Origin of the sequence: Amycolatopsis sp. MtRt-6 (assembly GCF_017308975.1) — a bacterium.
Lineage (GTDB): Bacteria > Actinomycetota > Actinomycetes > Mycobacteriales > Pseudonocardiaceae > Amycolatopsis.
On sequence record NZ_JADWPD010000055.1, the window covers coordinates 1 to 22367 of the forward strand.

Annotated in this window: 4 protein-coding genes and 1 pseudogene; all 5 read right to left on the reverse strand. The window is 75.0% G+C overall.

Features of this window, described 5'->3' with window-relative positions:
- Positions 1 to 44 precede the first annotated feature (44 nt).
- Positions 45 to 872 carry an ABC transporter permease gene (locus tag I4Q55_RS47835; protein WP_206797629.1) on the reverse strand — a complete coding sequence of 276 codons (828 nt, stop codon included), beginning with the start codon at positions 870 to 872 and terminating at the stop codon, positions 45 to 47.
- Positions 869 to 1801, reverse strand: a complete 933-nt coding sequence (locus I4Q55_RS47840; protein ID WP_206797630.1) for an ATP-binding cassette domain-containing protein — start codon at positions 1799 to 1801, stop codon at positions 869 to 871. The genes I4Q55_RS47835 and I4Q55_RS47840 overlap by 4 nt, the downstream gene beginning before the upstream one ends.
- 209 nt (positions 1802 to 2010) lie before the next feature.
- Entirely contained in the window at positions 2011 to 12351 is a 10341-nt protein-coding gene (locus I4Q55_RS47845; RefSeq protein ID WP_206797631.1) for a type I polyketide synthase, read from the reverse strand.
- A 13-nt stretch (positions 12352 to 12364) separates the two neighbouring features.
- On the reverse strand, positions 12365 to 17101 hold the full coding sequence (locus I4Q55_RS47850) for a type I polyketide synthase (RefSeq protein ID WP_374194553.1): 4737 nt from the start codon (positions 17099 to 17101) through the stop codon (positions 12365 to 12367).
- A pseudogene (locus I4Q55_RS47855) lies at positions 17098 to 22350 on the reverse strand (type I polyketide synthase); the annotation flags it as partial. The pseudogene I4Q55_RS47855 and the gene I4Q55_RS47850, both read right to left, overlap by 4 nt.
- Between the last annotated feature and the right edge of the window lie 17 nt (positions 22351 to 22367).

A 22367-nucleotide genomic window follows, 5' to 3' on the forward strand; every position in this document is an offset into this window, starting at 1 on the left:
GGCGGCCCGCGCGGAAACGCGGGCCGCCTTCGGTCCGGACGTGCTCAGCGCTGGGCGCGCCGGTGGAACTTCCGGATCGCGAAGTAGGCGGCCGGCACGGTGATCCCGGTCCACCAGGCGAGTGCGAGCCAGCCGCTCGAGCCCGCGGCCGTGCCGGTCAGCAACGCGCGGACCGCGTCGATGAGCACGGTCACCGGCTGGTTCTCGACGACCGCCCGCAGCACCGGCGGCATCGACGCCGTGGGCACCAGCGCGCTGGTGGCGTAGGGCACGAAGACGAAGACCATGCCGAGGCCGCCCGCACCCTCGACGGTCTTGGCGGTCGCCCCCAGGAGCGTGGCGAGCCAGAACACGCCGGTCGCGAAGAGGGTCAGCAGGCCGATCGCCCCGAGCCAGCCGAGCACCCCGCCCGCCGGGCGGAAGCCGAGGGCCAGGCCGATCCCGACCATCACCACCAGCGAGAGCAGGCTGCGCAGCACCCCGGCGACGACGTGGCCCACGAGCACGGCCGAGCCCAGCATGGGCATCGAGCGGAACCGCTCCACCAGGCCCTGGGTGAGGTCCGCGGCCACCCCGACCACGGTGGTCGTGCAGTTGAAGCCCACGCTCACGGCGACCAGCCCGGGCACCAGGTAGTCGATGTAGGCCATCCCGGGAACGGTGATCGCGCCGCCGAACATGAAGCGGAACAGCAGCAGGAGCACGATCGGCAGCGAGACCGCCTGGATCAGCATCTCCGGGTTGCGGACGATGTGCTTGACGTTGCGCGCGACCAGCACCCGGCAGTCGGACAGCGCCAGCGCGAACGGCGAACGGCTCGGAGCGGCGGGGGTCTGCGTCCCCTCAAGCTCCCTGGACAGGGTCTGGGTCATCGCTTCGCTCCCGCGGTTCCGGTTCCGGTGAGACTGTGGAAAACGTCGTCCAGGGTCGGTTCGGACAGCTCGAGACCGGTGGTCTCGAGGCCCGCGTCGGCGACCTGGTTGAGCACCTGCCGCACCTGGCCGGGCCGGTCGATGGCGACGCTGACCGTGTGGTCGATCAGCACACCGCCGGCCACGCCGTGGGCGCGCTCCGCTTCGGCGGCGGTGGCGAAGGTGAGCTTCATCCGCTCGGTCCCCACCTTCCGCTTCAGCTCGGCCGCCGTGCCTTCGGCCACGACGCGGCCCTTGTCGATCACCGCGATCCGGTCGGCCAGCTGGTCGGCCTCCTCGAGGTACTGGGTGGTGAGCAGGATCGTGGTGCCGCCGTCGAGCAGCTCGCGGATCGCGTCCCACATCGCCGAGCGGCTGCGCGGGTCGAGACCGGTGGTGGGCTCGTCGAGGAACAGCACCGGCGGCGAGGTGATCAGGCTGATCGCCAGGTCGAGCCGGCGGCGCATGCCGCCGGAGTAGGTCTTGACCTGGCGGCCGGCGGCGTCGACGAGGTCGAACTGCGCGAGCAGCTCGGCGGCGCGGGTTTTCGCCTCGGCCACGCCCAGGTGGAACAGCCGGGCCATCATCTCCAGGTTCTCGCGGCCGGTGAGCAGCTCGTCGACCGCGGTGTCCTGCCCGGTCAGGCCGATCTGCTCGCGCACCTTCCGCTTGGGGCCGGCGAGGTCGTGGCCGTTGATCGTGACGGTGCCGCCGTCGGCCTCCAGGAGGGTGCTCAGGATCCGCACCGTCGTGGTCTTCCCGGCGCCGTTGGGGCCGAGCAGCGCGAACATCGTGCCGCGCCGCACCGTCAGGTCGACGCCTTCCAGGATGTCCACGTCGCCATAGGACTTGCGCAGCCCCCGTGCTTCGATTGCGTAGCCGGTGACCATCGGTTATCTCTCCTCGTTCGGGTGAAGATCCTGAGGACCTTTCGGTTCCAGTGGGCCACGGCCGGTTCGGCGGCGGCAACAAGGGCCGGGTCGGGCGGGGTTAGGGGTTCCCGCCGCTTGCGCCCCAAGGTGGCCTTCGGTGCGCTCAACGCACCCAATGTGGCCTTCGGTGCGCTCAACGCACCGAAGGCCACATTGGGGCGCGGGGGTCAGTCGTCGCCACCGCCGATCGCCATGCTGATCAGGGCGTCGGCGTCGAGGTCGTCGATCGTCGCCGCCCCCACTGCTTCGGGTTCGGCGGCGGCTTCGGCTTCCGGCAGGCGCACGCCCGCCAGCTCCAGCAACCCGTCCAGGAGCCCGGCGGAGCGCAGCTTCTCCAGCGGGATGTCCGCCAGCGCCGCCCGGAACCCTGCCTCGGTGCCGGTTTCCCCGCCGACGGCGACGTCGTCGGCGCCGTCGGCGGGTGCCAGCTCGCCGGCCAGGTGCTCGGCGAGGATCCGCGGGGTCGGGTAGTCGAAGATCAGGCTCACCGGCAGCTTCGTGCCGGTGACGAGGCTGAGCTTGTTGCGGAACCCGGTGGCGGACAACGAGTCGAAGCCGACCTCGTTGAACGAGCGGTCGGGCTCCACCGCCTCCGTCCCGGCGTGGCCGAGCAACGCGGCCGCGTGCGTGCGCACCAGGGTGAGCACGAAGGGGACGCGCTTGTTCACCGGCAGGCCCGCCAGCTTCGCCGCCAGCGACTCGGTTTCCTCGGCCACGTCCTGCGCCGCGCGGCGGCCGGGTGTCCCCGCCAGGCCGCGCAGCACGGCCGGGAGGTCGTCGCCGCCGGCCGCCAGCACGCGGGTGTCCAGCGCGATCGGCACCAGCAGCGCCTCCGCAGCGCCCACCGTCGCGTCCAGCAGCCGCAGGCCGTCCTCTGTGGACAGTGCGGTGATGCCGGTCTCGCCGATCCGGTGCGTGTCCGCGTCCTCCAGTGCCGCACCCATGCCGCCGGCCCACAGGCCCCACGCCAGCGAGGTGCCGGCCAGGCCCTCGGCGCGCCGCCGGGCCGCCAGCGCGTCCAGGAACGCGTTGGCCGCGGCGTAGCTGCCCTGCCCCGGCGCGCCGAGCACGCCGGCGGCCGAGGAGAACAGCACGAACGCGGCGAGGCCGGCATCCCGCGTCAGTTCGTCGAGCACCGAAGCCGCGTCGGCCTTCGGCCGCAGCACGGTGTCGAGCCGGTCCGGCGTCAGCGACGTCAGGACGCCGTCGTCGAGGACACCGGCCGCGTGCACGACGGCCCGCAGCGGCGCCTCCGCCGGGATGCCGGCCAGCAGCGCGGCCACGGCGTCGCGGTCGGCCACGTCGCACGCGGCCAGGGTGACGTCGGCGTCGAGCGCGCCCAGTTCGGCCCGCAGTTCGGCCGCGCCGGGAGCGTCGGCGCCCCGGCGGCTGACCAGCAGCAGGTTCCGCACGCCGTGCTCGGTGACCAGGTGCCGCGCCACGGCCGAGCCGAGCGCGCCGGTCGCGCCGGTGACGAGGACCGTGCCGCCCGCGTCCCACACCGGGGCCGCGACCGCGTCGGCCGCCTTGGCCAGCCGCGGGACCAGCACCGCGCCGGCCCGCAGTGCCACCTGCGGCTCGTCGGAGGCCGCGACCGCGGCGAGCGTCCGGCCCGCCGGGGTGCCCGCGCCGAGGTCGACGAGGGTGATCCGGCCCGGGTGCTCGGCCTGCGCCGAGCGGACCAGGCCCGCCACCGCGGCGCCGACCGGGTCGGGGTTCTCCCCCGGTTCGGTGGCCACCGCACCGCGGGTCACGACGATCAGCGACTCGCCCGGGCCGGCCAGCCAGGTCTGCAGCTCGCCGAGCACGCGGTGCAGTTCGGCGTGCAGGTCGCCGCCACCGGCGGGGAGCACGGCGAGACCGGTCGCCTCCGCGGCCGCCTTCGCGCCCAGGGCTTCGGTGAGGCCGAAGGCGTCCGGGCCCAGCACGGTCCAGTCGGTGACCTCGGCGACGGCGTCGAGGTCGGCGGGTTCCCAGGCGACGCGGAAGAGCGCGTCGCCGCCGCCGGCCGGCACCGGCTGCGGCACCGCGGACATCGGGCGCAGCAGCAGGGATTCCACCGACGCGACCGGAGCACCGGCGCCGTCGGCGACGTCGAGGGAGACCGCGCCGGAGCCGGCCGGGCGGACGTGGACCCGCAGGGTCGTCGCCCCGACGGCGTGCAGCCGGACGCCCTCCCAGGCGAACGGCAGCGCCGGTTCGGCCCCGGCCGCCCCCGAGACGCCGATCGTGTGCAGCGCGGCGTCGAGCACGGCGGGGTGCACGCCGTACCGGTCCACATCGGACACCGACGCCGGGAGCCGGATCTCGGCGAACGCTTCGCCGTCGCGCTGCCAGGCCGCGACGAGCCCGCGGAACGCGGGACCGTAGACCAGCCCGTCGGCGGCCAGTTCCTCGTAGGTGCCCTCCAGCCGGACCTGCTCGGCGCCGGCGGGCGGCCACTCGGTGAGCTCGAACTTCCCGGCCTTGCCCGCCTTGGCGAGCTTGCCGGTCGCGTGCCGCGTCCAGGCGGCGCCGTCGCCTTCCGCCCGGGAGTGCACGCTGAACGTCCGGGTGCCGCCGCCGTCGGGCGCGTCGAGGGCGAACTGCACGCGGACACCGGCCCGGTCGGGGACGACCAGCGGGTACTCCAGGGTCAGCTCCTCCAGGCGCGGGCAGCCGGCCTCGTCGCCGGCCCGGATCGCCATCTCGACGAACCCGGTGCCGGGGAACAGGATCGAGCCGCCGACGACGTGGTCGGCCAGCCACGGGTGGGTGCCGACCGAAAGCCGGCCGCTGAACAGCAGCCCGTCGCGGCCGGCCAGTTCCAGGGCCGCCCCGAGCAGCGGGTGGTCCTCCTGGCTCGCGGCGCCGGTGGTGCTCTCCAGCCAGAAGCGCTGCCGCTGGAACGGGTAGGTCGGCAGCGGCACCGGCCGGGCGCCCGTCGGCTCGTAGATCGCCGCCCAGTCGACGTCGACGCCGCTGACGTGCAGCCGCGCGATGCCGGTCAGCGCGGCCACCGCCTCGTCGTCCTCCTTGTGCAGCAGCGAAGCCAGCGCCTCGGGCTGCTCGTCGAGGCAGCCCGCGGTCATCGCGGCGAGCGTGGTGTCCGGACCCAGCTCCAGGAACCGGGTGACGCCGTCGGCGGCGGCGCGAGTGACCGCGTCGAGGAACCGGACGCCTTCGCGGACCTGCTGGACCCAGTACTCCGGCGACGTCAGGTCCGCGGCCTCGCCGACCGTCGAAACGACCGGGATCCGCGGCGGCGCGTAGGTCAGCGCCGCGGCGACCGCGCGGAACTCGTCGAGCATCGGGTCCATCAGGCGGGAGTGGAACGCGTGCGACACCTTCAGCCGCTTGGTGCGCTCGAACTTCGCGGCGACCTCGGCGACGGCGCCGGCCGCGCCCGAGACGACGACGGCGTTCGGGCCGTTGACCGCGGCGATGTCGACGGTGTCCCCGGCGGCTTCGCGCACCTGCTCGGGGGTCGCCTCGATCGCCACCATCGCGCCACCGCTCGGCAGCGCCTGCATCAGCGCGCCGCGGGCGACGACCAGCTTCGCCGCGTCGGCGAGGGAAAGCACGCCGGCGCAGTGGGCCGCGGCGATCTCGCCGATGGAGTGGCCGAGCAGGACGTCCGGCTTGACGCCCCACGCCCGCACCAGGCGGAACAGCGCGACTTCCAGCGCGAACAGCGCGGGCTGGGTGTAGCGGGTCTCGTCCAGCTCCTCGCCGACCGAGCGGATCGGGCGGTCGAGGTGGCGGTCCAGTTCCGCGCAGACCTCGTCGTACGCGGCGGCGAACGCCGGGAACTGCCCGGCCAGCCGCGCCCCCATGCCGGCGCGCTGGGAACCCTGGCCGGCGAACAGGAACGCCGTGCGCCCGCCCGCGGTCGCGATGCCGCTGACGACCCCTCGTGCCTCCTCTTCGTCGACCAGTGCGGCCAGACCGCGGACGAACTGCGGTGACCGGCGGCCGATCAGCACCGCGCGGCGGTCGAACGCCCCGCGTGTGGTGGCGAGCGAGAAGCCGATGTCGGCGAGGCTTCCTTCGGGCTCTTCGTCCACATAGGACATCAGGCGCTCGGCCTGCGCCCGCAGGGCCGCGGCACCGCGGCCGGACACCGGCCACGCGACGGGACCGTCGTGGTCGGGCCCGCCGCCGGTCACCTCACGGCGGTCGCCCTCCTCCAGGATCACGTGGGCGTTGGTGCCGCTGACACCGAACGACGAGACGCCGGCCCGGCGGGTGTGCCCGTTGGGCAGCCACTTCACCGGTTCGACCAGCGCGCGGACCGCGCCGGACGACCAGTCGATCTCGGTGGACGGGCGGCCGACGTGCAGCGTCGCGGGCAGTTCGCCCTGGCGCATGGCCATCACCATCTTGATCACCCCGGCCGCGCCGGCCGCGGCCTGAGTGTGGCCGATGTTCGACTTGACCGAGCCGATCCACAGCGGCCGCTCGGCCGAGGTCGCCTTGCCGTAGGTGGCGAGCAGCGCCTGGACCTCGATCGGGTCGCCCAGCTTCGTGCCGGTGCCGTGCGCCTCGACGGCGTCGACGTCGGCCGCGGTGACGCCGGCGTCGGCGAGCGCCGCGCGGATCACCCGCTGCTGGGCGGGGCCGTTGGGCGCGGTCAGCCCGTTGGACGTGCCGTCCTGGTTGACCGCGCTGCCCTTGAGCACCGCGAGCACCGGGTGGCCGAGGCGGCGGGCCTCGGACAGCCGCTCCAGGACCAGCACGCCGACGCCCTCGGACCAGGTCGTGCCGTCGGCGTCGTCGGAGAACACCTTGCAGCGGCCGTCGGCGGCCAGCCCCCGCTGGCGGCTGAACTCGACGAACGTCTCCGGGGTCGCCATCACGGTCACGCCGCCGGCCAGGGCCAGGGTGCAGTCGCCGCCGCGCAGTGCCTGGGCGGCCATGTGCATCGCGACCAGCGAGGACGAGCACGCCGTGTCGACGCTGACCGCCGGGCCCTCGAGCCCGAGGGTGTAGGACACCCGGCCGGTGACGATGGAGCCGGCGCTGTTCGCGCCCGCGTAGTCGTGGTACTGGACGCCCGCGTAGACGCCGGTGGGGCTGCCCTTGAGCGAGGACGGGTCGATGCCCGCGCGTTCGAGGGCCTCCCAGCAGGCCTCCAGCAGCAGCCGCTGCTGCGGGTCGATGACCGGTGCCTCCTTGGGCGAGACCCCGAAGAACCCGGGGTCGAAGTCCCCGGCGTCGTAGAGGAATCCGCCGCGGGCCACGTACGTGGTGCCGGCCCGGCGGCCGGTCGGGTCGAGCAGGCCGTCGACGTCCCAGCCGCGGTCGGCGGGGAAGTCGCCGATGGCGTCGCCGCCGCCGGCGACCAGTTCCCACAGCTGCTCCGGCGAGGTGACCCCGCCGGGCAGGCGGCAGGCCATGCCGACGATCGCGATGGGCTCGTCGGACGCCGCCGAAGCCGCCGTGACGACCTCGTCCGTGGCCCCGGCCAGCTCGGCCAGCAGGTGCCCGGCCAGCGCCGCCGACGTCGGGTGGTCGAAGATCAGGGTCGCGGGCAGCCGGTGCCCGGTCGCCGCGGTCAGGCCGTTGCGCAGCTCGATCGCGGTGAGCGAGTCGAAGCCGAGCGCCTGGAACTGGGCCGACGGCTCGATCTCGTGCGCGCCGCCGTAGCCGAGCACGGTGGCGGCGTGCCCGCGGACCAGCTCGAGCACGGCGTCGGCCCGGTCCGCCTCGGGCAGGGCCAGCAGGCGGCCGGCGAAGGAGTCCTCCGCGGCCGCCGCCGCGCTCGCCGCGGCGCGCCGGGCCGGCCGTCCGGTGAGCTCCTCCAGCACCTTCGGGATCCGGTCCAGCCGGCGCAACGCCGGCAGGTCCAGCTTCACCGGGACGACCGTCGCCTGGCGGACCACGAGGGCCCGGTCGAACAGCGCCAGCGCGTCCGCAGTGGACAGCGGCACGATGCCGCTCGCCGCCAGCCGGGTGACCTCCTCCGCCGAGAGCGTGCCGCCCATGCCGCCGGCCTCGCCCCACAGGCCCCAGCCGACCGACACACCGGGCAGGCCGTGGGACAGGCGGTGCGACGCGAGCGCGTCGAGGAACGCGTTCGCCGCGGCGTAGCTGCCCTGGCCGGGCGCGCCGAGCACGCCGGAGACCGAGGAGAACAGCACGAACGCCGACAGCGCGATGTCGCGGGTGAGCTCGTGCAGGTTCAGCGCGCCGTCGACCTTCGGCCGCAGCACGGTGTCGATCCGCTCGGGGGTGAGTGCGGTGAGCACGCCGTCGTCGAGGACGCCGGCGGCGTGCACCACGGAGGTGAGCGGGTGCTCGGCGGGAATCGCGGCGAGCACTTCCGCGAGCGCGGCGCGGTCGGCGACGTCGCAGAGCGCGATGTCGACGTGCACGCCCAGCTCGGTGGCCAGGCTCCGCATTTCGGGCGTTTCGCGGCGGCTGACCAGCAGCAGCCGGCGGACGCCGTGTTCGCCGACGAGGTGCCGGGCGAGCGTGGCGCCGAGCGCACCGGACGCGCCGGTGATCAGCACGGTGCCGTTCGGGTGGAAGTACGCCGGTTCGGGGTCGGCCGCGGTGCGCACGAGCCGCGGCACGAGCACCGTGCCGAAGCGGACCGCGGCCTGCGCTTCCCCGGTGGCGAGGACCTGCGGCAGGACCTCGTCGAGCTCGGCCTCGGCGTCCAGGTCCAGCAGCACGAACGTGTCCGGGTTCTCCTCCTGCGCCGAGCGGACGAGGCCCCAGGCGGCGGAGGCGGCAAGATCGGTGACACCGCCGCCGGCCGCGACGGCTCCGCGGGTGACCACGACCAGGCGCGCGTCGTCCGGGTGCTCCTCGGCGAGCCAGACCTGCAGGGCGCCCAGGACGCCGTGGGTCAGGACGTGGGTCTCCTCCGCGGTGCCCGATTTACCGGCGCAGTGGAAGACTTCGGCCGCGGAGACGTCCACTGTGGCCTCGGTGGGGATCCGCTGCCATTCGATCCGGTAGAGCGGCGATTCCGCCGCGACCGGCGTGGTGAACGCACGGAACACGGTCTCGGCCACGGTGGCGACGGGCGCCCCGGTGGCGTCGGCGAGCGCGACCGCGAAGCCGTCCTCGCCGGTCGGGGTGAACCGCACCCGCAGCGCCGAGGCACCGGCGGCGTGCAGCTCGACACCGGTCCAGCAGAACGGGACCCGGCCGACCCCGCCGTCGCCACCACCCGCGACGCGCAGGGCGTGGGTGCAGGCGTCGAGGGCCGCCGGGTGCAGGCCGAAGCGCCCGGCATCGCTGTCCTCGGGCAGGGCGACCTCGGCGAACACCTCGCGCCCGCGGCGCCAGACCGCGCGCAGCGAACGGAACAGCGGGCCGTAGGCGAGGCCGGTGTCGGCGAAGTCGTCGTACACGCCCTCGATCCCGACCGGCTCGGCACCGGCGGGCGGCCATTCGGCCAGCGCCACTCCGCCGCGACGCGACGGGGGCGCGACCGTGCCGCTCGCGTGCGGCGTCCACGGTTCGCCGTCGGCGCCTTCCGCTCGCGAGTGGACCGTCACGGCGCGGGCACCGTGCTCGCCCGCCGCCCCCACGGTCACCTGGACCTGCACGCCACCCCGCTCCGGCACCACCAGCGGGCTGCTGAGCGTGAGCTCTTCGATCCGGCCGCTGCCGACCTGGTCGCCGGCGCGGACCACCAGCTCCAGGAACGCCGTGCCGGGCACGGTGACGACGTCGCCGAGCCGGTGCTCGGCCAGCCAGGCGTGCGTCTCCACCGAAAGCCGGCCGGTGAGGACCACGCCGTCGGTGTCGGCGAGGGCGACCGCGGCGCCGAGCAGCGGGTGCCCGGCCGAGGTGAGCCCGGCCGCGGTCACCTCGTCGCGGTTGGCGCGGGCGTCGAGCCAGTAGCGCCTGCGCTGGAACTCGTACGTCGGCAGGTCGACGCGCCGCGCACCGCGGCCGGCGAAGACCGCGGCCCAGTCCGGGACGAGGCCGCTGACGAACAGCTCGGCGAGCGCCGTGAGCGCGGTGGTGGGCTCGGGCCGGTCCTTGCGCAGGACCGGCACGACCACGGCGTCGAGGTTCTGCCCTTCGAAGGCGCGCCGGGCGAGGGCGGACAGGACGCCGTCCGGCCCGACCTCGACGAACCGCGAGACGCCCTGGGCGCCCAGCGCGGTGAGGCCGTCGTGGAACCGGACGGCCGCGCGGACGTGCGAGACCCAGTACTCCGGCGTGGCGATCTCGTCCCCGGCGAGCGCGCCGGAGACGTTGGAGACGAGCGGGATCGCGGGCTGGTGGTAGGTGAGCGTGCGGGCGACGGCGGCGAACTCCGCCAGCATCGGCTCCATCAGCGGCGAGTGGAAGGCGTGCGACACCTTCAGCTTCGAGGACTTGCGGTCCTCGAACCGGGCGGCCACCGCGGCGGTCGCCTCCTCGGTGCCGGACAGCACCACGGAGTCCGGGCCGTTGATCGCGGCGATGCTCACACCGTCGGTCAGGTGCGGCGTGACCTCGTCTTCGGTGGCCTGCAGGGCGACCATGGCGCCACCGGTGGGCAGCGCCTGCATCAGCTTCGCCCGGGCCGCCACGAGGGTGCAGGCGTCGGCCAGCGACAGCACACCGGCGACGTGCGCGGCGGCCAGCTCGCCGACCGAGTGGCCGAGCAGGAAGTCGGGCTTGACGCCCCACGAGGACAGCAGCCGGAACAGCGCCACCTCGATGGCGAACAGCGCGGGCTGGGTGTAGCCGGTCTGGTTGATCAGGCGCGGCTTCTCGAACACGACCGTCTTCAGTGGACGGTCGAGGTGCGGGTCCAGCTCGGCGCAGACCTCGTCCAGTGCCTGGGCGAACACCGGGAACGCGGCGGCCAGCCCGGCCCCCATACCCGCGCGCTGCGCGCCCTGGCCGGAGAAGAGGAACGCGGTGAGTCCCTCGACCGCGGTGCCGGTGACCAGCTCGCCGGCCGCCAGGGCCGTCAGCCCCGCCTTGCCGTCGAGCACCACCGCGCGGTGGCTCAGCGGCGAGCGGGACGTCGCCAGCGAGAACCCGAGGTCGAGCGGCGAGACGCCGTCCACGACGGACAGCAGCTTCGCGGCCTGCGCCTGGAGCGCGGTGGCGCCGTGCCCGGACAGCGGCCACGGGACCGGGACCTCCGCGGGCCAGCTCGGCGTGGTTTCCCCGGCCTCGACGGCGGGGGCTTCCTCGACGATCACGTGCGCGTTGGTCCCGCTGACGCCGAACGACGAGACACCGGCGCGGCGTGGCTTCTCCCCCGCCGGCCACGGCCGCTCCTCCGTCAGCAGCGAGACGTTCCCGGCGGTCCAGTCGACCTCGGTGCTCGGCTCGGTGACGTGCAGGGTCTTCGGCAGCACGCCGTTGCGCAGCGCCTGCACCATCTTGATGACGCCGCCGACGCCGGCCGCGCCCTGGGCGTGGCCGATGTTCGACTTGATGGAGCCGAGCCACAGGGGCCGGTCGCGGTCCTGGCCGTAGGTGGCGAGCAGGGCCTGCGCCTCGATCGGGTCGCCGAGCGTGGTGCCGGTGCCGTGCCCTTCGACGGCGTCCACATCGGACGCCGAGAGCCGCGCGTTGGCCAGCGCCTGGCGGATGACGCGCTGCTGGGACGGGCCGTTGGGCGCGGTGAGGCCGTTGGACGCGCCGTCGGAGTTGACCGCGGTGCCGCGCACGACGGCGAGGACCTGGTGGCCGTTGCGGCGCGCGTCGGACAGCCGCTCCAGCAGGAGCGTGCCCGCGCCCTCGGCCCAGCCGGTGCCGTCGGCGCTGTCGGAGAACGGCTTGCAGCGGCCGTCGGCGGCGAGGCCGCGCTGGCGGCTGAACGCGACGAACGGGCCGGGCCGCGACATCACCATCACCCCGCCGGCCAGCGCGAGCGCGCAGTCGCGCTGCCGCAGCGCCTGCACGGCCAGGTGCAGGGCGACCAGCGACGACGAGCAGGCCGTGTCGACGGTGATGGCCGGGCCTTCCAGGCCGAGGGCGTAGGCGATCCGGCCGGAGATGACCGAGCCGGCGTTGCCGGTGCTCAGGTAGTCCTGCACTTCACCGGCGAGCACCGCCGGCGGCAGCTCGTCGTAGTAGTCCTGGTCGCCGCTGCCGATGAAGACGCCGACCTGCTGCTTGGCCAGTGCGTGGGGCGCGATGCCGGCGCGTTCGAAGGTCTCCCACGCCAGCTCCAGCGTGAGGCGCTGCTGCGGGTCCATGGCGAGCGCCTCGCGCGGCGAGACGCCGAAGAACGGCGCGTCGAACTGGGCGACGTCGTGGATGAAGCCGCCCTCGCTCACGTAGCTCGTGCCCGGGCTGTCGGGGTCGGCGTCGAACATCGTGTCCAGGTTCCAGCCGCGGTCGGCCGGGAACGGCCCGATCGCGTCGCGGCCCTGCGCCACCAGTTCCCAGAGGTCCTCCGGGGAGCGGACGTCGCCCGGGTACCGGCAGCCCATCGCGACGATGGCGATCGGCTCGGCTTCGGCGGCCTCGACCTCGCGCAGCCGCTCCCGCGTCTCCTGCAGGTTGGCGGTCACCCGCTTCAGGTAGTCGACCAGCTTGCTTTCGTCAGACATCGTGGGATACCTCTCAGGCGCCGAGCTCGTTGTCGATGAGGGCGAACAGCTCATCCGTGGTCGCGGTCTCCAGCACTTCGGTGGTCTTCGTGCCGGACAGGGTCTTGTGCAGCGTGGTGACCATCGCCTGCAGGCGGGCGACGATCCGGGACCGGTCGATCTCGGCGGCGTCCAAAGTGGACGCGATGCCGTCCAGCCGGTCGAGTTCGGCTTCCAGCGAGACCGCCGCTTCGCCGCCGCCCAGCTGCGTCCACAGGTGCTCGGCGAGCGCCTGCGGGTTGACGTGGTCGAAGGCGACGGTGGCCGGGAGCTTGAGCCCGGTGGCGGCGCCGAGCCGGTTGCGCAGGTCGACCGCGGTGACCGAGTCGAACCCCAGCTCCTTGAACGCGCGGGCCGGTTCGACCGCCGAGCCGTTGTCGTAGCCGGCGACCACGGCGACCTGGCCGCGGACCAGCTCCAGCAGCGTCCGCTGCTGTTCGGCGGGCGTCAGCGCGGCCAGCTGTCCCTTCAGGTCGCCGGTCTCCTCGACCGGGCCGGGCTCGTCCCGGCCGACCTCGGGCAGCGCGCGCAGCAGCGGCCGCGGCCGGGCGAGCTGGTACACCGGGGCGAAGACGGCCCAGTCGATGTCGGCCACGACCAGGTGGGTCTCGTCGCGGTCCAGGGCCTGGCCCAGTGCCTCGACCGCGAGCTCCGGGGCCATCTCGGCCAGGCCGATGCGCCGCAGCAGGTCGCTCGCCTCGGCGTCGACCATGCCCCCGCCGCCCCAGGAACCCCAGGCGATCGCGGTGGCGGTGCGGCCCGCGGCGCGGCGACGGCGGGCGAGCGCGTCGAGGTAGGCGTTGCCCGCGGCGTAGGCGGGCTGGCCGGAGGTACCCCACACGGCGGCGCCGGAGGACATCAGCACGAACGCGTCCAGCTCGGTGTCGCCCAGCAGCTCGTCGAGCAGGGCCGCGCCGGTGATCTTGGCGCGGGTGGCGGCGGCGAACTCCGCGGGCGTGACGTCGGCCAGGGCCGGCTCGGCGGTCAGCACCCCGGCGGCGTGCACCACGGCGGTCGGCGGGTGCTCGGCCAGCAGGGCCGCCAGCTGCGCCCGGTCGGAGACGTCGCAGGCCACGACCGTGGCACCGAGTTCTTCGGCCAGGTCCCGCGCGCCTTCGGCGTCGATCCCGCGGCGGCTGGTGAGCACGATCTTTCCGGCGCCGCGGCCGGCCAGCCAGCGGGCGACGTGCGCGCCGACCGCGCCGGTGCCGCCGGTGACCAGGACCGTCCCGCGCGGCGACCACTCTTCGGCGGTGCCGGTCGACGGGGCGTGGACCATGCGCCGGGCGAACACCCCGGACGACCGGATCGCGACCTGGTCTTCACCGTCCACACCGGACACGATCGCGGCCAGGCGAACGGCGTCGGCGGGGCCGTCGACGTCGACCAGGCCACCCCAGGTGGCGGGCTGGTCGAGCGCGGCGACCGTGCCGAGGCCCCAGACTGCCGCGGCGGCCGGGTCGGCGCCGGAGAAGGCGTCAACGGCGACCGCGCCGCGGGTGACGACCCACACCGGAGTGTTGATGTCGCGCAGGGCCTGCAGCAGGGCGATGGTGGCGGCGACCGCGGTGCTGAGCGCGGGGTGCTCCGGGTGTTCGCGGGTGTCGAGGGCCAGCAGCGAGAGGACGCCGTCGAACGGCCGCAACGCCGTCGCTTCGGTGAGCACCTCGGCCAGTTCCCCGTGCTCGGCGATCACCCGGACGACATCACCCTGCTCGGCGAGTGCGTCGGCCAGCTCGGCCGCCTCGGGGACGCCGGCCGGGACGACGACCAGCCAGGTGCCGGTCAAGCTGCCGGTGACGCTCACCGGTGCCCAGTTCACGCGGTAGCGCCAGGACTCCACTGTGGACAGCTCGGTGCGGCGGCCGTGCCAGGCGGCCAGTGCCGGGACGATTTCACCCAGGGGGGCGGCTTCGACGCCGAGCCGGGCGGAGAGGGCGGCGACGTCGCCGGTGGTGACCTCCTGCCAGAAGTCCTGATCGGTCTGGAGGACGGGTGCCGGGGTGGCTTCCTCTTCGTGCCAGAAGCGCTTGTGCTGGAACGGGTAGGTCGGCAGGTCGGCGATCCGGCCGCCGGGAACCAGCGAAGCCCAGTCCGCCGCGCCGCCGCGGACCGCGTGCTCGGCCAGCGACGTCGCGAACCGGGTCATGCCGCCTTCGTCGCGGCGCAGGGTGCCGGTGACGGAACCGCTGTGGCCGCCTTCGTCGAGGGTCTCCTGGATGCTCATGGCCAGCACCGGGTGTGGGCTGATCTCGACGAACCGGGTGTAGCCCGCCTCGGCGAGCTTCGCGACCACCGGCGCGAACCGGACGGTCGTGCGCAGGTTGGTGAACCAGTACCGGGCGTCCATGGTCGCCCCGGGTTCCTCGGTGACCGTGGACGTCATCGCGACGCTGCCGGCGCCGGGGGCGGTCGGGCCGAGGTCGGCCAGCAGGCGGTCGGCGAGGTGCTCCACGTGCGCGGAGTGCGACGCGTAGTCCACCGGCACGCGCTTGGCGCGGAAGCCTTCGGCGACGAGCTGGTCGCGCAGCTGGTCGAGGGCGTCGCCGTCGCCGGACAGCACCGCCGAGGTGGCGCCGTTGTCGGCCGCCAGGGAGATCCGGCCGTCCCACGCGCCGAGGCGGGCCGACAGCTCGGCGGCGGGCAGGCCGGCGGCGAGCATGCCACCGCCACGGCCGCCGAGGACGTCGCCGATCGCCTTGCTGCGCAACGCCACCACGCGGGCACCGTCCTGGAGCGACAGGGCGCCCGAGACGCTGGCCGCGGCGATCTCCCCCTGGGAGTGCCCGATGACCATGTCCGGCTCGACGCCGTGCGCGCGCCACAGCGCGGCCAGCGAGACCATCACCGCCCACAGCATCGGCTGGACGACGTCGACCCGGTCGGCGGGCGGCGTGCCGGGCTCGCCGTGGAGCACGGCGACGACCGACCAACCGGTGAACTCGGACAGCGCCGCGTCGCACTCGGCCATCCGGGCGGCGAACACGGGCGACTGGGTCAGCAGCTCGGTCGCCATGCCGGTCCACTGGGAGCCCTGGCCGGGGAAGACGAACACGGTCTTGCCACGGACGTCGGCGGTCCCGGTGACGACGTCGGGGCGGGACCCGCCCGCGGCCAGCGTCTCCAGAGCCTGCCGGGGGTCGGCCGAGAGCACCACCGCGCGGTGGTCGAACTGCGCGCGACCGGTGGCGAGGGTGTGGGCGACGTCGACGAGGTCTTCGTCCACATGGGACGCCAGGCGGCCGGCGGCCGCGGCCAGCGCGGCCGGGGTCTTCGCCGACAGCACCAGCGGGCAGACCACGGGCGCCGGCGGGGTTTCCCGCTCCTCGGGCGGCGCCTGTTCCAGGATCACGTGCGCGTTGGTGCCGCTGACCCCGAACGAGGACACGGCCGCGCGGCGCGGGCGGGTGACCTCGGGCCAGTCTCGCGGCTGGGTCAGCAGCTCGACCGCACCGGCCGTCCAGTCGACGTGCCGCGACGGGGTGCCGACGTGCAGCGTGCGCGGCAGCCTGCCGTGCCGCAGCGCCTGCACCATCTTGATCACCCCGGCGACCCCGGCGGCGGCCTGCGGGTGGCCCATGTTCGACTTGATCGAGCCGAGCTGCAGCGGCTCTCCCGTGGTGCGCTGCCCGTAGGTCTCCATCAGCGACTGCGCCTCGATCGGGTCGCCGAGCGCGGTGCCGGTGCCGTGCGCCTCGACGGCGTCCACATCGGACACCGAAAGCCCGGCGTCGGCCAGCGCCGCCTCGATCACCCGGACCTGCGAGGGGCCGTTCGGGGCGGAGAAGCCGTTGCTCGCGCCGTCCTGGTTGACCGCGGAACCGCGCAGCAGCGCGAGGATCCGGTGCCCGTTGCGGCGCGCGTCCGAGAGGCGCTCCAGCACGAGCACGCCGACGCCCTCGGCCCACGACGTGCCGTCGGCGTCGTCGGAGAACGACTTGCTCCGGCCGTCGGCGGCCAGGCCGCGGCGGCCGGAGAAGTCGACGAACATCTCGGGCGTGCCCATCACGGCGACACCGCCGACCAGCGCGAGCGTGCAGTCGCCGCGGCGCAGGCCCTGCGCCGCCAGGTGCAGGGCCACCAGCGACGACGAGCACGCGGTGTCCACCGAAACCGACGGTCCTTCGAGCCCGAGGGTGTAGGACACCTGCCCGGAGACCAGGCTGCCCTCGGGGCTGCCACCGCTGTAGTCGTGGTACATGACGCCGGCGAAGACGCCGGTGGGGCTGCCCTTCAGCGCGTGCGGATCGAGCCCGGCGCGCTCGATGGCCTCCCAGGAGGCTTCGAGCAGGATCCGCTGCTGGGGGTCGGCGCGGCGGGCGTCACGCGGGCTGATGCCGAAGAACTCCGCGTCGAAGTTCGCGGCGTCGTAGAGAAACCCGCCGTGGCGCGTGTAGGTCTTGCCGGGCCGCTCGGGCGTCGGGTCGTAGACGCCTTCGGTGTCCCAGCCGCGGTCGGCGGGGAACTCGCCGATCACGTCCCGGCCCGCGTCGACCACGTCCCAGAGGTCGTCCGGCGTGGCGACGCCCCCGGGGTAGCGGCAGCTCATGCCGATGATCGCGAGGGGCTCGGTGTCCCTGGTCTCCAGCTCGTGCAGCCGGTGCCTGGCCTGCTTGAGGTCCGCCGTCGCGCGCTTCAGGTAGTCGCGGAGCTTGTCCTCGTTCCCCATGGCTGTCCCCTTCATCGAAACTCCCTCGGTGCCGGAGGTCAGGAAATGCGCAGTTCGTCGTCCAGCACGGCGAAGAGCTCGTCGTCGGTGGCGGTGCCGAAATCGGCCGCCGGCGTGTCATGGCCGGTGTGCGCGCCGGTCCACTTGCGCAGCAAGGCGTCAAGCCGGGCCGTGATCTTCGCGGCCGAGCCGTCGAGCGAGCCGGCGGCGCCGAGCACGGCCTCGAGCCGGTCGATCTCGGCCAGCAGCAGCTCCGCGGCGCCGCGGCCCGGACCGAGCAGCTCGTGCAGCCGGCGGGCGAGCGCGGCCGGTGTCGGGTGGTCGAACACGATGGTCGCGGTCAGCTTGAGGCCGGTCAGCGCGCCGAGCTGGTTGCGCAGCTCCACCGACGTGAGCGAGTCGAAACCCAGCTCCTGGAAGGCGCGCCCGGGCTCGACCGACGCGGCCGAGGCGAACCCCAGGACGGCCGCGACCTGCTCGGACACCACACCCAGGAGGTAGGCCTCGCGCTCGGCCTCGGGCACCGTGCCCAGCCGGGCGGCGACCGCGCCGCCGGAGCGGGCGGCCGGGCGGCGGCCCGGCGCGGGCCGGACGAGCCCGCGCAGGACCGGCGGAAGCGCATCGGTCCGGGCACGCAGCGCCGCGACGTCGAGCCGCACCGGCGTGAGCACGGCGTCCTCGGCGGTGAGACACGCGTCGAGCAGGGCGAGGGCCTCGCCGGTGGCCATCGGCGGCGTGCCGAGGCGGCGCAGCCGGCGGAAGTCGGCCTCGTCGAGCTCGCCGGCCATGCCCCCGGCCTCGGCCCAGGCGCCCCAGTCCAGGGCGATCGCCGCGAGCCCCCGGGCCCGGCGGTGCTGGGCCAGCCCGTCGAGGTAGGCGTTCGCGGCGGCGTACCCGGCCTGGCCGGCCGCGAGCACGGTGCTCGCGGCCGAGGAGAACAGGACGAACGCGGCCAGGTCGCGGGTCAGCTCGTGCAGGTGCCACGCGCCGTCGACCTTGGGGGCGAAGACGCGGTCCAGCTCGTCGTCGGTGAGCGCCTCGACCCGGCCGCCGGCGGCGACGCCGGCGGCGTGCAGGACGGCGGTCAGCGGCGCTTCGGCCGGAACCGCGTCGAGCAGCGACCGCACGGACACCGCGTCGGTGACGTCGCAGCTCGCGATCGTCACCTCGGCGCCCAGCTGCCGGAGCTCTTCGCGCAGCTCGGCCGCGCCGGGGGCGTCGGCGCCCCGGCGGCTGGTGAGCAGCAGGCGGCGCACGCCGTGCCGCGTCACCAGGTGCTTCGCGACCACGGCGCCGAGCCCGCCCGTGCCCCCGGTGACGAGGACGGTCCCGCCGGGGTTCCAGGCCGGCTCCCCCGCCCGCGGCGGCGCGGGGGTCAGGCGCGGCACGAGGACCCGGCCGTCGCGGACGGCGGCCTCGGGCTCACCGGTGACCAGCGCGGCTTCGGCGGTGCCGTCCTCGTCGACGTCGACGAGGACGAACCGGCCCGGGTTCTCGGCCTCGGCCGCGCGCACCAGGCCCCACACCGGCGCGACGGCCGGGTCGACGTCCTCGCCGCCGACCGACACCGCGCCGCGCGTGACCACGGCCAAGCGGGTCTCGCCCTCCTCGGCGAGCAGTTCCCGGACCGCGGCGAGCACCTGCCGCGTGACCGCGCGCGCCGCCACGGGCACCGGACCGTCCGGAGTGGACACTTCCAGTACCTTCGCGGCGCCGGCAGTCCCGGCGGGGGCGGTGGGGGCGGCGGGCTCCCAGGACACCCGGAACAGCGAGTCCCGGCCCGGGGCCAGCTTGTCCAGCGAGACCGGCCGCGCGGCCAGTGCCTCGACCGACAGCACGGGCCCGCCGGTGTCGTCGGCGATCCGCAGCGTGATGGTGTCGGCGCTGCTCGGCGACACGTGCACCCGCAGCGCCGCGGCGCCCGCCCGGTGCAGGGTGGTACCGGTGAAGGCGAACGGCAACATCGGCTTCGCTTCGCCCTCACCGGTCTCGGGGCCGAGCAGCTGGGCGTGCATCGCGGCGTCGAGCAGCGCCGGGTGCAGGCCGTAGCCGGCCGCGTCGGCGCCGTCGGGCAGGGCGACCTCGGCGTACACGTCGTCGCCGCGCCGCCACATCGCCCGCAGGCCCTGGAAGGCCGGGCCGTAGTCGTAGCCCAGCTCCGCGAGCCGCGCGTACGGGTCGGCCAGATCGGCCTCGACGGCGCCCGCGGGCGGCCACTCGGCCAGGTCGAACGGCGGCGCGTCCGCCTCGGCGCTCACGAACCCCTCGGCGTGCCGGACCCAGGCGTCCTCGCCGTCGAGCCGCGAGTGGACGGTGAGCCGGCGGCGGCCGTTCTCTTCGGCGGCCACCGACACCTGGACCGCCGCGCCCGCGCCGTCGGCCAGCGTCAGCGGGGCCTGCAGCGTCAGCTCCTCGATCCGGGGGCAGCCGGCCTCGTCGGCGGCGCGGTGCGCCAGTTCGAGGAAAGCCGTGCCGGGCAGCAGGATCGTGCCGAGGACGACGTGGTCGGCCAGCCACGGCGTGGTGTCCGCGGCCAGCCGTCCGGTGAGCACCAGCGAGCCGGACTCCGGATCCCGCACGACGGCGCTGAGCACGGGGTGCCCGGCGGGCTGCTGGCCGTGGTCCCCGGCGTCACCGGCGACCGTGGTGGCGGGCACCCAGTAGCGGGTGCGGCGGAAGGCGTAGGTGGGCAGCCCGACCCGGCGGGCACCGGCGTTGAACGCCGCCCAGTCCACGGGCACGCCCCGGGCGTGCAGGGTCGCGAGCGCGGTGACGACGGTGTGCGCCTCGGCGCGGTCCTTACGCTGCGCCGGGACGAACGTGAGCGCGCTGTCGTCCAGCGCGGTCCGCGCGGCCGCGGTGAGCACCGCACCGGGCCCGACCTCGACGAACGTCCGGACACCCGCGTCGGCCAGCGTGCGCACGCCGTCGTGGAACCGGACGGCCGCCCGGACCTGGTGCACCCAGTACTCCGGCGTCGCCGGGTCGGCGTCGGCGGAGACCGTCGAGACGAGGGGGATCGCGGGCTTGGCGTAGGTGAGCTTCTTCGCGACGGCGGCGAACCCGGCGAGCATCGGCTCCATCAGCGGCGAGTGGAAGGCGTGCGAGACACGCAGCTTCGTGGTCTTGCGGTCAGGGAACCGGGCGGCGACGGCGGCCGTGTCCGCCTCGGCGCCCGAGATCACCACTGCGTCCGGGCCGTTGACCGCGGCGATGCTCACCGCGGCCGTGAGCAGCGGCGTCACCTCGGCCTCGGTGGCCTGGAGTGCGATCATCGCGCCCCCGGCCGGGAGGGCCTGCATGAGCTTCGCCCGCGCGGCGACCAGCGTGCACGCGTCTTCGAGGGACAGGATCCCGGCGACGTGCGCCGCGGCCAGCTCGCCGATCGAGTGACCCAGGAGGAAGTCGGGCCGCGCGCCCCACGTCTCCAGCAGCCGGTACAGCGCGACCTCGACGGCGAACAGCGCGGGCTGGGCGAACCCGGTCTGCGCCAAGGCGTCTTCGTCGGCCAGAACCGTCCGTAGTGGACGGTCCAGGTGCTGCTCCAGTTCGGCGGCCACGGCGTCGAGCGCCGCGGCGAAGGCCGGGTACTGCCCGGCGAGCGCCAGCCCCATCCCGGGGCGCTGGGCGCCCTGGCCGGTGAACAGGAACGCCGTCCGGCCGCTGCCCCGGCGGTCGCGCACCACGCCGGGCGCGCCGGCCCCGGTGGCGAGCGCGGTCAGCCCGGCGAGCAGCTCCGCGCGGTCGGCGCCGACGACGACGGCCCGGTGGTCCAGCGCCGAACGGGTCGTGGCGAGCGAGAAACCGATGTCCGCCGGCGAAGCGGCGGTGTCGACGTGGTCCGCGAGCCGCTGGGCCTGTGCGGCCAGGGTGTCCGGCGAGTCGGCCGACACCGGCCACGCGAAGACGGGCAGCGCGGGCGGGGTCACCGGCTCGGCCGGCTCCGCCACCGCCTGCTCGATGATCACGTGGGCGTTCGTGCCGCTGATGCCGAACGACGACACCGCGCCGCGGCGTGGCCGGGACACCGCGGGCCACGCGCGGGACTCGGTGAGCAGCTCGACGCGGCCCGCCGACCAGTCGACGTGCGGTGACGGCGCGTCCACGTGCAGGGTCTTCGGCAGCACGCCGTGGCGGATGGCCTGCACGACCTTGATCACGCCCCCGACCCCGGCGGCGGACTGCGCGTGCCCGATGTTCGACTTGAGGGAGCCGAGCCACAGCGGCTCGGCCTCGTCACGGCGCCGGCCGTAGGTCGCCAGCAGTGCCTGCGCCTCGATCGGATCGCCCAGCTTCGTGCCCGTGCCGTGCCCTTCGACCAGATCGACGTCCGATGTGGACAGTCCGGCCGATTCGAGTGCCTGGAGGATGACCCGCTGCTGCGCCGGTCCGTTGGGGACGGTGAGCCCGCTGGAGGCACCGTCGGAGTTCACCGCGCTGCCCCGCACGACGGCGAGCACGTCGTGGCCGAGCCGGCGGGCGTCGGACAGCCGCTCGACCACGAGCACGCCGACGCCCTCACCCCAGCCCGTGCCGTCGGCGCCCGCGGCGAACGCCTTGCAGCGTCCGTCGTCCGACAGGCCGCGCTGCTCGGCGAAGTCCACGAACGTCCCGGGCGTGGCCATCACCGTGACGCCGCCGGCGAGGGCCAGCGCGCACTCGCCGCGGCGCAGCGCCTGGATGGCCCAGTGCAGGGCGACCAGCGAGGACGAGCACGCGGTGTCGACCGTCACCGCCGGGCCTTCCAGCCCGAGCGCGTACGCGACCCGGCCGGAGACGACGCTGCCGGCGGCCGCGTGGCCGAGGTAGTCGTGGTACATCACGCCGGCGAACACGCCGGTGTCGCTGCCGCGCAGCGTCTCGGGCACGATGCCGGCCCGCTCCAGCGCGGTCCACGACGTCTGCAGCAGCAGCCGCTGCTGGGCGTCCATCGCGCGCGCCTCGCGCGGCGAGATGCCGAAGAACTCCGGGTCGAACTCGGCGGCGTCGTGGAGGAAGCCCGCCTCGCGGGTGTTCGTGGTGCCGGGCCGCTCGCCCGCCGGGTCGTAGAGCGCCGCCAGCGGCCAGCCGCGGTCGGCCGGGAACGGGCCGACCGCGTCGGTCCCGGACGCCACCAGCTCCCAGAGGTCCTCCGGCGAGCCGACCCCACCGGGGTAGCGGCAGTCCATGCCGACGATCGCGATCGGCTCGGCTTCGGCCTCCCGGACCTCCCGCAGGGCGCGCTTCGCCTCGCGCAGCTCGGTGGTCGCACGCTTGAGGTAACCGAGGAGCTTGCCCTCGTTTTCCGTGCTCACGTCATTACCCCCGT